This is a genomic window from Serratia sp. SM04 (assembly GCF_040280225.1).
Lineage (GTDB): Bacteria > Pseudomonadota > Gammaproteobacteria > Enterobacterales > Enterobacteriaceae > Serratia > Serratia sarumanii.
The window spans coordinates 285,374-297,146 of record NZ_JBEOQT010000002.1 but is presented as its reverse complement, the minus strand read 5'-3'; the positions used below and the strand labels follow the sequence as shown (position 1 = coordinate 297,146).

General features: G+C 62.4%; 11 protein-coding genes. 8 read left to right on the top strand and 3 right to left on the bottom strand.

The window, feature by feature from the left end; all coding sequences use genetic code 11:
* Nucleotides 1–13: 13 nt before the first annotated feature.
* On the top strand, nt 14–673 hold the full coding sequence (locus ABTW55_RS04345) for a fimbria/pilus periplasmic chaperone (RefSeq protein ID WP_110621476.1): 660 nt from the start codon (nt 14–16) through the stop codon (nt 671–673).
* Here ABTW55_RS04345 and ABTW55_RS04340 read toward each other — a convergent pair.
* Together ABTW55_RS04340 and ABTW55_RS04335 are read right to left on the bottom strand one after the other, a co-directional pair.
* Nucleotides 670–2,136, bottom strand: a complete 1,467-nt coding sequence (locus ABTW55_RS04340) for an ATP-binding protein (RefSeq protein ID WP_060419925.1) — start codon at nt 2,134–2,136, stop codon at nt 670–672. The genes ABTW55_RS04345 and ABTW55_RS04340 overlap by 4 nt on opposite strands.
* Nucleotides 2,137–2,139: 3 nt before the next feature.
* Nucleotides 2,140–2,853 carry a response regulator transcription factor gene (locus tag ABTW55_RS04335; RefSeq protein ID WP_041034140.1) on the bottom strand — a complete coding sequence of 238 codons (714 nt, stop codon included), beginning with the start codon at nt 2,851–2,853 and terminating at the stop codon, nt 2,140–2,142.
* A gap of 150 nt (nt 2,854–3,003) precedes the next feature.
* Between ABTW55_RS04335 and ABTW55_RS04330 the strand changes: the two genes are divergently transcribed.
* From ABTW55_RS04330 to ABTW55_RS04315, 4 genes are all read left to right on the top strand, one after another.
* Nucleotides 3,004–3,615, top strand: coding sequence for a cytochrome b/b6 domain-containing protein (locus ABTW55_RS04330; protein WP_033637680.1), 612 nt, complete (start codon nt 3,004–3,006; stop codon nt 3,613–3,615).
* Between the two features lie 10 nt (nt 3,616–3,625).
* Nucleotides 3,626–4,402: a molybdopterin-dependent oxidoreductase gene (locus ABTW55_RS04325; RefSeq protein ID WP_049213469.1), complete on the top strand. Its 777-nt coding sequence runs from the start codon at nt 3,626–3,628 to the stop codon at nt 4,400–4,402.
* A 59-nt stretch (nt 4,403–4,461) separates the two neighbouring features.
* Nucleotides 4,462–4,767: a pentapeptide MXKDX repeat protein gene (locus tag ABTW55_RS04320; protein ID WP_060419923.1), complete on the top strand. Its 306-nt coding sequence runs from the start codon at nt 4,462–4,464 to the stop codon at nt 4,765–4,767.
* Nucleotides 4,768–4,832: 65 nt separating this feature from the next.
* Nucleotides 4,833–5,303, top strand: a complete 471-nt coding sequence (locus tag ABTW55_RS04315; protein ID WP_033637683.1) for a YkgB family protein — start codon at nt 4,833–4,835, stop codon at nt 5,301–5,303.
* A 44-nt stretch (nt 5,304–5,347) separates the two neighbouring features.
* On the opposite strand, the gene ABTW55_RS04310 is transcribed toward ABTW55_RS04315, so the two are convergent.
* Nucleotides 5,348–7,387, bottom strand: a complete 2,040-nt coding sequence (locus ABTW55_RS04310; protein WP_033653535.1) for a choline transporter — start codon at nt 7,385–7,387, stop codon at nt 5,348–5,350.
* Nucleotides 7,388–7,786: 399 nt separating this feature from the next.
* On the opposite strand from ABTW55_RS04310, the gene betI reads away from it, so the two are divergent.
* The 3 genes from betI to betA all read left to right on the top strand — a co-directional run bounded on the left by betI (nt 7,787) and on the right by betA (nt 11,682).
* On the top strand, nt 7,787–8,389 hold the full coding sequence (gene betI, locus ABTW55_RS04305; RefSeq protein WP_004939107.1) for a transcriptional regulator BetI: 603 nt from the start codon (nt 7,787–7,789) through the stop codon (nt 8,387–8,389).
* A 14-nt stretch (nt 8,390–8,403) separates the two neighbouring features.
* On the top strand, nt 8,404–9,876 hold the full coding sequence (betB, locus tag ABTW55_RS04300) for a betaine-aldehyde dehydrogenase (protein WP_033646830.1): 1,473 nt from the start codon (nt 8,404–8,406) through the stop codon (nt 9,874–9,876).
* Between the two features lie 138 nt (nt 9,877–10,014).
* Nucleotides 10,015–11,682 (top strand): choline dehydrogenase, encoded by a 1,668-nt coding sequence (betA, locus tag ABTW55_RS04295; protein WP_033637685.1) that lies wholly within the window; start codon nt 10,015–10,017, stop codon nt 11,680–11,682.
* Nucleotides 11,683–11,773 lie beyond the last annotated feature (91 nt).

Genomic DNA, 11,773 nt, shown 5'->3' with positions numbered 1-11,773 from the left:
GAGCGTGAAACTTATGCTGATAGGGTTGCTGTGTTTGTCCTTCCCCTTTACCGCCGCTGCAATCAATGTCGGCACCCTGACGTTTGCCATGGATCAGGATCGCTCATTCACCGCCAAGCGGGTGTTGAATAACAACCGCAGCGCGCGCCTGTATCAGGTGAGCATTCGCGCCATCGATCGGCCGGGAGAGCGCGAGGTGCGCAGCCGGCCGGCGGATGGCGAGCTGCTGTTCGCGCCGCGCCAGCTGACGCTGCAGGCCGGGCAGGCGGAGTACTACAAGTTTTTCTACCGCGGGCCGCAGGATAATCGCGAGCGTTATTACCGGGTATCATTTCGCGAAGTGCCGACCCGATTGTTCGAGCCGGGGCCGCGTCGGGGCGCCGGCGTCAACCTGGAGCCGATCGTGGTGATGGACACCATTCTGGTGGTGCGCCCGCGTCAGGTAAACTTTGCCTATCGGCTCGATACCCAGCGCGGCACGCTCACCAACACCGGCAACACCTACTTCAAGTTCCTGCTCAAGCCGGGCTGCAACAGCACGGATGAAGAGGGCGTCACCGAATACCTGCGCCCCGGCGATACGGTGACCCATGCCGGTATTCGGCTGAAGGGGCAGAAATTCATTATTTATAACGACAAATTTATCAGCGTCGATCGCAGCTGCCTCGATTAACGCGGCGGAATGGCAAAGCGGAAGCAGGCGCCGCTTTGCGCTTGTTCGATCAGCTGAATATCGCTGTCGTGCAGCTGCAAAATGCGCCGCACGATCATCAACCCCAGCCCGCCGGAAGGGCGCCGGGCGCCGCTCAGGACAGACGGGCGCACGAACAGATCGGCGCGCAGCGTCTGCGGAATACCAGGGCCGCTGTCGCTGACCTGCACCATCACCCGATCGTCCTGCCGCCACAGCCGCACGCCGATGTCGCCGCCGGGCGGCGTATGGCGAATGGCGTTGTCCAACAGGTTGGTCAGCACCCGCTCAATCATGCTGAGATCGGCGAACACCGGCGGAATGCCGGGGGGAATGTCGGCGTGCAGCCGCTGGTTGCGCGCCTCCGCCGGCAGTTCGAACTTTTGGAACACGTCCTGCAACAGCTCGCTGAGGGAGAAGGGCTCTTTCTGCGGTTTCACCACGCCATACTCCAGCCGCGCCAGCTCGAACAGCTCCTGCGCCAGCTTGCCCACCTTGCGGCTCTGCGCCAGCGCGATCTCTAGGTAGCGCCGCCGATCGGCTTCGCTCAGGGTGGCGGCTTTGACCGACAGCGTTTCCAGATAGCCGTGCAGCGAGGTGAGCGGGGTGCGCAGATCGTGCGAGACGTTGGCGATGAACTCGCGCCGCAGCCGATCCTGCTGCGCCAGCGTTTGCCACTGTTCGGCAAGGCGCTGCGCCATGCGGTGGAAGGCCTGCTGCAGCTGGCTGACTTCGTCGCGCCCGGCCCGTACCGCCGGCAGCGATGCGTAGGCCTGCACCGCCTCGATGCCGCCGCTGTCCAGCGCGCTGACCTGCCGGGTCAGGCGACGGATAGGGCGCGTCACCCAATAAAACGCCAAACCGCCGGCCAGCAGGCTGAACAGCACCATCAGCCCGGAGGTCCACAGCGCCATCCTGACCGCCGAGTTGAACTGGGCGTTGCTGGCCAGCGCCGTGTACTCTTCGCCGAGCAGCACCACGTACAGATAGCCTTCGATCCGGCCATCAACCTTTAGCGGCGCGACGCTGAACACCTTGCGCCTGTCCGTGCTGCGCGGATCGTCGCCATACACCGGCATCGGCGCGCCACCGAGCAGCGCCTGCAGCGGTGGCAGCGCGACCCGCTGCCGCTTCAGATGCCCGGCCGGCGCGGCGTTGCCGATAATCGTGCCCTGTTTGTCGAGCAGGTAAACCTCAACGCTGGGATTTACCGCCATCAGCTGATCGAACAGGGTATGCACCGCCTGCGGATCCGGCCCGTTCACCCCCAGCAGCGGGTTGCTGTCGGCGATATGCTGCGCCAGGTTGCCGGACAGGCGCTGGATCACCGCCTGGCTGTACTGGGTGCTGCTGCGCACCTGCATCCAGCCGGAAAAGGCGCAGCCGATGACGATCAGCAGCGCGAAGATCAGCGTGAGGCGTTGCGCTAACGTAAGGTTTTTCATGGCTCACTCTTGCGGCGCGGCCGCGAATTTATAGCCCATGCCCCACACCGTGAGGATGCGCTCGGGTTCCGCCGGGTTGCGCTCTATCTTGATGCGCAGCCGGTTGATATGGGTGTTGACGGTGTGCTCATACCCCTCGTGCTGATAGCCCCAGACCTGATTCAACAGGCTCAGGCGCGAGAACACCTGACCCGGGTGGCGGGCGAAAAAGTACAGCAGGTCGAATTCGCGCGGCGTCAGCTCGACCGGCTGCTGGTGCAGGTGCACTTCGCGGGCGATGGGATCGATGGTCAGATCGTTGAAACTGAGCACGCCGGCGTCCATGCGCAGGTTGCGGCTCATCGCTTCCTGGCGGCGGAACAGCGCCTTGACCCGCGCCACCAGCTCCAGCATGGAGAAGGGCTTGGCCAGATAGTCGTCGGCGCCCAGTTCCAGCCCCAGCACGCGGTGTACCTCGCTGGAGCGCGCGCTGATGATGATGATCGGCGTGTAGCGCGTCATGGTGCGCGCCCGGCGGCAAATTTCCAATCCGTCCACGCCCGGCAGCATCAGATCGAGGATGAGGGCGTCCCAGCCGCCCTGTTCCAGCATCGCCATGCCCCGGTTGCCGTCGGCGGCGTGGCTGATGGCGTAACCCTCGTCGCGCAGATGCAGCTGCAGCAGTTCGGCGATGTCGCCGTCGTCCTCGACGATCAAAATTCGTTTTGGCTTGTCCATTCTCATTACCGCTGATTGCCCGTTTCTCTCTGAAGTCTACACAACCCCCACCGGCGGAGTTATCACATTTTATTTAACTTTGCGTGAGGTCTTGGGGAACAAATCCGGGGAATACTCGGCTCATCGCCTCATTGGTCGCCAGGAGTTCGCATGAACCTCACTCTCACCCCGGAACAACGACAGACGGTGCATCCGCTGTGGCTGCGGTTGACGCACTGGCTGAATGCGCTGGCGATGCTGATCATGGTGACCAGCGGCTGGCGCATCTACAACGCCTCGCCGCTGTTCAACTTCAGCTTTCTCAATGAGCTGACGCTCGGCGGCTGGCTGGGCGGCGCGCTGCAGTGGCACTTCGCCGGCATGTGGCTGTTCGGTGTCAACGGGCTGTGCTACCTGCTGATCAACCTGGCCAGCGGGCGCTTCAAACGCAAATATTGGCCGCTCAGCCCACGGCAGTTTCTCGCCGATATAGGCGCCGCGCTGCGCGGCAGGCTGCAACACGCCGACCTGCGCCACTACAACATGGTGCAACGCGTGGCCTATCTGTCGGTGATGATCCTCGGTGCGCTGAGCGCGCTGTCCGGGCTGGTGCTGTGGAAATCGGTGCAGTTTCCGCTGCTGCGCACGCTGCTCGGCGGTTATGAGGCGGCGCGCTATATCCACTTTTTCGCCATGTCGGCGCTGGTGGCCTTCGTTGCGATTCACCTGGTGATGGTGGCGCTGGTGCCGCGGACGCTGCTGGCCATGCTGCGCGGACGCTAAGGAGTGAATGATGGAAAAGGATAAACAGATCATGACGATCGATGAAGGGCAGGCGATCGTCAAAGAAGCGCAGCGGCTGTTGAGCGCGTCATCCCGCCGCCGCTTTCTGCGCAATGGCCTGACGCTGGGCGGCATCGCCATGCTCACCGGCTGCGATCTCAGCGACAACGCCAACGTCGAACAGGCGCTGAGCCGCATGTCGCGCTTCAACGATCGGGTGCAGGGCTGGCTGTTCAACGGCGATCGCCTGGCGCCGGTCTACCCGGAATCGATGATCACCCGGCCGTTTCCGTTCAACGCTTTCTACGCCGAGGAGGACGCGCCGGACATCAACGGCGACGACTACCGGCTGGAGGTGGCGGGACTGGTGCAGGACAAACGCGCCTGGAGCCTGCCGCAGCTGCACCGGATGGCGCAGGTCAGCCAGGTGACGCGCCATATCTGTGTCGAGGGCTGGAGCGCCATCGGCAAGTGGGGCGGCGTGCCGTTCGCGACCTTCCTCAAGGTGATTGGCGCGGATCTGAGCGCCCGCTACGTCAGCTTCAAATGCGCCGACGACTACTACACCAGCATCGACATGGCCACCGCGCTGCATCCACAGACGATTATCGCGCTGACTTATGACGGCCAGATCTTGCCGCGCAAGTACGGCTACCCGATGAAGCTGCGCATGCCGACCAAGCTGGGCTACAAGAACCCGAAACACATTCAGGTGATCGAGGTCACCAACCGCTTCCCGGGCGGTTACTGGGAAGACCAGGGCTACAACTGGTTTGGCGGCAGCTGAGGCGGCCGCCGGCCATTCTCCGGCACTCCGGTGCCTTTGACATGACGGAAGGAAATACCATGAAAAAGTTATTTGCAATGATGATGTGCAGCACGCTGATGCTGGGCGTAGCCGGCGCCAACGCCGCTGATGGCATGAGCAAAGACGCGATGAAAAAGGACGGCATGAGCCAGATGTCGCACGACGGCATGGCGAAAGATGGGATGAAGAAAGAGTGCATGGGCAAGGACTGCATGAAGAAAGACAAGATGGGCAAAGACGCCATGAAAAAGGATGGCATGGCGAAAGACGGTATGGCCAAAGACGGCATGAAGAAAGACGAAATGAAGAAAGACGAAATGAAGAAGGACGCGATGGGGCACTAAGCCGCCGCACTCCGCGGCCGCCAGCGGGCGATCCGCGGCGGCCGCGGGCAACATAAGGAGAGAGGATGATGCTGGCGACATGGCTGCGGCGCTTTCAGCGCTCGAACGGGGACGTTATCTTTATGCGCGCGGCGCTGGTGGTGATCTTCGCCGCCTTCGGCTACGCCAAATGGTTTGATTACGAGGCGCAGGGGCTGGTGCCGCTGATCGGCAACAGCCCGCTGCTGAGCTGGATGCATCAGGCGTTCGGCATCCGCGGCGCCAGCTATGCGTTGGGCGTCGCTGAGTGGAGCTTCGGTTTGCTGCTGCTGGCGGGATTCTGGTCGCGGCGGCTGGGGTTGCTGGGGGCGATCGGTTCGACGGTGACCTACCTGACCACGCTGACGCTGATATTTTCCACGCCGGGTGCCTGGGAGCCTTCCGCCGGCGGTTTTCCGGCCATGGCCGGCGCCACCAGCTTTTTGATCAAGGATCTGGTGTTGCTGGCCGGTTCCCTGGTGCTGCTGAAAGCCGATTTGCCGGCCGAGCAGGCATAAAAAAGGGCGTAGCCTGGCTACGCCCTCTGGTTATTGATCGACCGTCACATATCCGGGAAGGTCAGGGTGCCCCCCGGCGCTTCGCGATGAATGTGCAGGAAGTTCAGGTGCTTCTCGTACTGGTCGAGGATATCGCCAATCACCTGTTCCTTGCTGTAGTCCATCAGGTCGTTGCCCTGGGTGCCTTCCATCAGGAAGGTTTCCAGCCGGTAGTAGTGCGACTTGCCGGAGCGGGCGCGGTAGGTGAAGCCCGGCACCGAGTAGCGCATCGGCCAGATCTGATAGATGAAGTTCTGTTCCTCGCCCAGGTGCACCAGCAGCTCCAGGTGGTTCAGGCGCTCGTCTTCGGTCGGCGGCACTTCACTGAACTCCACTTTCGCGCCGCGCAGCTCCAGCTCGCGCGCCACGTCCTGCATTGCCGGGCGGCAGACTTTATCCAACATTTTCTGCGTGTACTGGGTGCCCGGGTAGTTCATCACCCGCGACAGGCGCTGTTTCCAGTTGAGCACGTCGTGGCTGGAGACCGGCACCGGCGCCAGGGTGCTGAGCGCGCTAGCCTTGCGGTAGTCTTCCACCCGCAGCGATTTATACAGCCCGGCCATCACGAAGAAGATCACGAAGCTGAACGGCAGACCCATGATCACCGTGGTTTTCTGCAGCGCCGGCACACCATCGGTCATCAGCATGCCGATGGTCAGCAGGCCGATGGCCACCGACCAGAAAATCCGCAGCCAGTTTGGCGCATCATTATTGATGTCGGCCAGGCGCGAGGTGAAGTTGCCCAGCACCAGCGAGCCGGAGTCCGCCGAGGTGACGTAGAACAGCAGGCCGGTGATGGTGGCCACCGAGGCGCTGAAGGTGAAGCCGGGGTATTGCGCCAGCAGGCTGTAGAAGCCGCGCTCCGGGAACTGCATCACTTCCTGCGCAAACTCGGCGTTGCCGTGAATGATCTGGTACAGCGCGCTGTTGCCGAAGATAGACAGCCACAGCAGGGTGAACACGAACGGAATGATCAGCGTGCCGACCACGAACTGGCGAATGGTGCGCCCGCGCGAGATGCGCGCCAGGAACAGGCCGACGAACGGCGACCACGCCACCCACCAGGCCCAGAAGAACAGCGTCCAGTTGTTCATCCACTCCACCGGCCGATCGAAGGCGAAGCTGTTGAGCGTCATGCCCATAAAGCGGTTGATGTAATCGCCGACGTTGAGCACCAGCGCATTGAGCAGGAACTCGGTGTCGCCGAAGAACAGCACGAACAGGATCAGGCCCAGCGCCAGCAGCACGTTCAGCTCAGACAGGATGCGGATGCCCTTGTTGACGCCCGAGGTGACCGAGATGGTGGCCATGATCACCGACAGCAGGATCAGCGAGCCCTGCACCGTCAGGTTTTCCGGGATCTCGAACAGCACCTTGAGGCCGTAGTTGAGCTGCACCACGCCGATGCCCAGCGTGGTGGCGATGCCGAAGATGGTGCCGAGCACCGCGGCGATGTCCACGCTGTGGCCGATCGGGCCATTGATGCGCTTACCGAAGATCGGGTACAGCGCCGAGCGGATGGTCAGCGGCAGATTGTAGCGATAGCTGAAGTAGCCGAGGGCGATGCCCATCAGCGCATACATCGACCAGCCGGTCAGGCCGTAGTGGAACAGCGTCCAGACCATCGCCTGGCGCGCGGCCTCCAGCGTTTGCGCGTCGCCTTCCGGCGGCATCATGTACTGGGTCACCGGCTCGGCGACCGAGAAGAACATCAGGTCGATGCCGATGCCGGCGGCGAACAGCATCGCCGCCCAGCTCATCAGGCTGAACTCCGGCTTGGACTGCTCCGGCCCGAGCTTGATCGAACCGAAGCGCGAAGCGGCGATAAACACCACGAACACGATGTACAGCGTCGCCGCCAGCAGGTAGTACCAACCGAAGGTGGTCGACACCCAATTCAGCGTGCGGGTGATCCACTGCCCGGAGAAGTCGGTGAAAAAGATGGTCATCAGCGAGAAGGCCAGGATCAGCCCCGCCGAGGTGAAGAAAACCACAGGGTTGAGGCGGTCCTGCTGTGGTTTGGAGGAGGTTTCGCGTGTTGTCATCGTCATCCTCTGAACTGAGTAAAATCGTGCCGCTCCGCATTTCGGGGCGCGTTGGCGCCGCCGGAAAACGGGCGAATGAAGGCGGCGGCCACCCCATCAGGAGGGCCTGAGTGACGCCGCTTTCGCCTGTTAACGAAGCGCCGGCGCGCTTCGCGGCGGGAACCGCTTACAGCCACTGATTTTGGTCAGATTCGTTAATTACCTCACAAAAATCAGCCAGTTCCACAACCAGATAGTACAAATTTTTAACCAGGCGGCAATAAAATATATGCAATTTTTATTGAACGTTCAATCAAAAAAAAGTTTAATAGTCCCCATGATGACCTGAATCACGGGCGAAACGGCAGTGAAATTTGCCCGCTGAGATAAGGCCGAAGTCGGTTTTGTGAGAGTCGAAATATGCCAAAGGTAGGAATGCAGCCAATCAGAAGGCAGCAGTTGATTGATGCCACGCTCGCCGCGGTAAACGAAGTGGGAATGCATGACGCCACCATCGCGCAGATCGCGCGGCGGGCCGGCGTTTCCAACGGCATCATCAGCCATTATTTCAAGGACAAGAACGGCCTGCTGGAAGCCACGATGCGCTATCTGATCAGCCATCTGGGCGAGGCGGTGAAGCTGCGTTTGCAGGCGCTGACCGATAACAGCCCGGCGGCGCGGCTGCAGGCGATCGTCGCCGGCAACTTCGACGACAGCCAAATCAACAGCGCGGCGATGAAGACCTGGCTGGCCTTTTGGGCCAGCAGTCTGCACCAACCGCAGCTCAACCGGCTGCAGCAGGTGAACGGCCGCCGGCTCTATTCCAACCTGTGCGCCGAGTTTCGCCGCGTCATGCCGCAGCCGCAGGCGCGGTTGGCGGCCAAGGGGCTGGCGGCGCTGATCGACGGACTGTGGCTGCGCAGCGCGCTGCGCGGCTCGGCGTTCAATCAGGCGCAGGCGCTGGCGCTCACGACCGAATACATCACGTTCCAACTCCGGGGGCAGACGCCGCCCGGAGGATAACCCAAGGAGATCCTATGTCCCGTTTTGGCTTGCAGAAGCTCTATATTCATGGCGCCTATGTAGACAGCACCGCTGGAAAAACCTTCAACGCCATTAACCCGGCGAACGGCGAAGTTCTGGCGGAAGTCCAGGCCGCCGGCGCTGAAGACGTCGATCGTGCAGTGGCCAGCGCGGCCAGCGGGCAGAAGGTGTGGGCGGCGATGACGGCGATGGCGCGTTCGCGCATCCTGCGCCGCGCGGTGGATATTCTGCGCGAGCGCAACGATGAGCTGGCGGCGTTGGAAACGCTGGATACCGGCAAAGCGATGTCGGAAACCACCGCGGTGGACATCGTCACCGGCGCCGACGTGCTGGAGTATTACGCCGGCCTGATCCCGGCCATTGAAGGCGAACAGATTCCGCTGCGCGATACCTCGTTCGTCTATACCCGCCGCGAACCGCTGGGCGTGGTGGCCGGCATCGGCGCCTGGAACTACCCGATTCAAATCGCGCTGTGGAAGTCCGCGCCGGCGCTGGCGGCGGGCAACGCGATGATCTTCAAGCCGAGCGAAGTCACCTCGTTGACGGCGCTGAAGCTGGCGGAAATTTACACCGAAGCCGGCCTGCCGGACGGTGTCTTCAACGTGGTGACCGGCAGCGGCGCGGAGGTGGGGCAGTACCTGACTGACCATCCGGGCATCGCCAAAGTCTCTTTCACCGGCGGGGTGAAAACCGGCAAGAAGGTGATGGCCAACGCGTCGGGGTCGACGCTGAAAGAAGTCACCATGGAGCTGGGCGGCAAGTCGCCGCTGATTATCTTCGACGACGCCGATCTGGATCGCGCCGCCGATATCGCCATGATGGCCAACTTCTACAGCTCCGGCCAGGTGTGCACCAACGGCACCCGCGTCTTCGTGCCGGCGGCGCTGCAGGCGCAGTTTGAGGCGAAAATCCTCGAGCGCGTGAAGCGCATTCGCCTCGGCGATCCGACCGACCCGCAGACCAACTTCGGGCCGCTGGTCAGCTTCGCGCACATGGAATCGGTGCTGCGCTTTATCGAAAGCGGCAAGAACAGCGGCGCGCGTCTGCTGTGCGGCGGCGAACGCGTCACCCACGGCGAATTCGGCAAGGGCGCTTACGTGGCGCCGACGGTATTCAGCGACTGCCGCGACGACATGGAAATCGTGCGCGAGGAGATCTTCGGGCCGGTGATGAGCATTCTCAGCTACCAGAGCGAAGAGGAAGTGGTGCGCCGCGCCAACGATACCACCTTCGGCCTGGCCGCGGGCGTGGTGACCAACGATCTGGCGCGCGCGCACCGCGTGATCCACCAGCTGGAAGCCGGCATTTGCTGGATCAACACCTGGGGCGAGTCGGCGGCGGAAATGCCGGTCGGCGGCTACAAGCAGTCCGGCGTTGGCCGCGAGAACGGCCTGACTACGCTGGAACACTACACCCAGATCAAATCGGTGCAGGTTGAGCTGGGCGAATACGCCTCGGTATTTTAACTATCCCCGTCGTCTTTCGAGCCGCAGCCGCGTTGGCTGCGGCCGACAATCTCTAGAGAGCCAAAATACACCGCCTGTTGCCGAGCCGCGTCTCGCGTTTTCGCATCGTGCAGGCCTATAAAAGTAAGGAGATAATGAATGGAATTTGACTACATCATTATCGGTGCCGGTTCCGCCGGCAACGTGTTAGCCACCCGATTGACCGAAGATGCCGACGTCAGCGTCCTGCTGCTGGAAGCCGGCGGCCCGGATTACCGGATGGATTTCCGTACCCAGATGCCGGCCGCGCTGGCGTTTCCGCTGCAGGGCCGCCGCTATAACTGGGCGTATGAGACCGATCCTGAGCCGCACATGAACAATCGCCGGATGGAATGCGGCCGCGGCAAAGGGCTGGGCGGTTCGTCCCTGATCAACGGTATGTGTTACATTCGCGGCAACGCGATGGACTTCGATAACTGGGCCAAGGCGCCGGGTCTGGAAGACTGGACCTATCTGGACTGCCTGCCGTATTTCCGCAAGGCGGAAACCCGCGATATCGGCCCGAACGACTATCACGGCGGCGAGGGCCCGGTGAGCGTCACCACGCCGAAAGCCGGTAACAACGAACTGTTCCACGCTATGGTGGAAGCCGGCGTGCAGGCGGGTTACCCGCGCACCGACGATCTGAACGGTTACCAACAAGAAGGCTTCGGCCCGATGGATCGCACCGTGACGCCGAAAGGGCGCCGCGCCAGCACCGCCCGCGGCTATCTGGATCAGGCGCGTTCGCGGCCGAACCTGAAGATCGTCACCCATGCGCTGACCGACCACATCGTGTTCGACGGCAAGCGTGCGGTGGGCGTCAACTATTTGCAGGGCGACAGCAATCAGCTGACCCACGCCAAAGCGCGGCGCGAAGTGCTGCTGTGCGCCGGCGCCATCGCCTCGCCGCAGATCCTGCAGCGTTCGGGCGTCGGCCCGGCGGCGCTGCTGAACCGCCTGGATATCAAGGTGGTGCACGATCTGCCGGGCGTCGGGGAAAATCTGCAGGATCACCTGGAGATGTACCTGCAGTACGCCTGTAAGAAACCGGTGTCACTGTACCCGGCGCTGCAATGGTTCAACCAGCCGAAGATCGGCGCGGAATGGCTGTTCAACGGTACCGGCGTTGGCGCCAGCAACCAGTTTGAGGCCGGCGGCTTCATCCGCAGCCGCGCAGAATTCGCCTGGCCGAATATTCAGTATCACTTCCTGCCGGTGGCGATTAACTACAACGGCAGCAACGCGGTAAAAGAGCACGGCTTCCAGGCGCACGTCGGCTCGATGCGTTCGCCGAGCCGCGGCCGGGTGCAGGTGAAGTCGAAAGATCCGCGCCAGCACCCGAGCATTCTGTTCAACTACATGTCGACCGAACAGGATTGGCAGGAGTTCCGCGACGCTATTCGCATCACGCGCGAGATCATGGCGCAGCCGGCTTTGGACGAATACCGTGGCCGCGAGATAAGCCCGGGGCCGGAGGTGCAGACCGACGAGCAGCTGGACGCCTTCGTGCGCGAGCACGCCGAAACCGCCTTCCACCCGTCCTGCTCGTGCAAGATGGGCGAGGATGAGATGGCGGTGGTCGATGGGCAGGGCCGGGTGCACGGCATGGAAGGATTGCGGGTGGTGGATGCGTCGATCATGCCGCTGATCATCACCGGCAACCTGAACGCCACCACCATCATGATCGCCGAGAAGTTAGCCGATCGCATTCGCCAGCGCGCGCCGCTGCCGCGCAGCACCGCCGACTATTACGTCGCCGGCGATGCGCCGGTGCGCAAACAGTAACCGACACGCCCTCTCGCCGTTGAGGGGGAGGGCCGCCGTAGCAAGCAACCCCTCTCCATATGCTCTTCCCCAAGGCGAGGGGGCAACTCTC

Excerpts from the sequence above, each read along its gene's own strand:
- ABTW55_RS04345 (WP_110621476.1), top strand. The coding sequence starts at position 14 with ATGCTGATAGGGTTGCTGTGTTTGTCCTTCCCCTTTACCGCCGCTGCA.
- ABTW55_RS04340 (WP_060419925.1), bottom strand. The coding sequence starts at position 2,136 with ATGAAAAACCTTACGTTAGCGCAACGCCTCACGCTGATCTTCGCGCTG.
- ABTW55_RS04335 (WP_041034140.1), bottom strand. The coding sequence starts at position 2,853 with ATGGACAAGCCAAAACGAATTTTGATCGTCGAGGACGACGGCGACATC.
- ABTW55_RS04330 (WP_033637680.1), top strand. The coding sequence starts at position 3,004 with ATGAACCTCACTCTCACCCCGGAACAACGACAGACGGTGCATCCGCTG.
- ABTW55_RS04325 (WP_049213469.1), top strand. The coding sequence starts at position 3,626 with ATGGAAAAGGATAAACAGATCATGACGATCGATGAAGGGCAGGCGATC.
- ABTW55_RS04320 (WP_060419923.1), top strand. The coding sequence starts at position 4,462 with ATGAAAAAGTTATTTGCAATGATGATGTGCAGCACGCTGATGCTGGGC.
- ABTW55_RS04315 (WP_033637683.1), top strand. The coding sequence starts at position 4,833 with ATGATGCTGGCGACATGGCTGCGGCGCTTTCAGCGCTCGAACGGGGAC.
- ABTW55_RS04310 (WP_033653535.1), bottom strand. The coding sequence starts at position 7,387 with ATGACAACACGCGAAACCTCCTCCAAACCACAGCAGGACCGCCTCAAC.
- betI (WP_004939107.1), top strand. The coding sequence starts at position 7,787 with ATGCCAAAGGTAGGAATGCAGCCAATCAGAAGGCAGCAGTTGATTGAT.
- betB (WP_033646830.1), top strand. The coding sequence starts at position 8,404 with ATGTCCCGTTTTGGCTTGCAGAAGCTCTATATTCATGGCGCCTATGTA.
- betA (WP_033637685.1), top strand. The coding sequence starts at position 10,015 with ATGGAATTTGACTACATCATTATCGGTGCCGGTTCCGCCGGCAACGTG.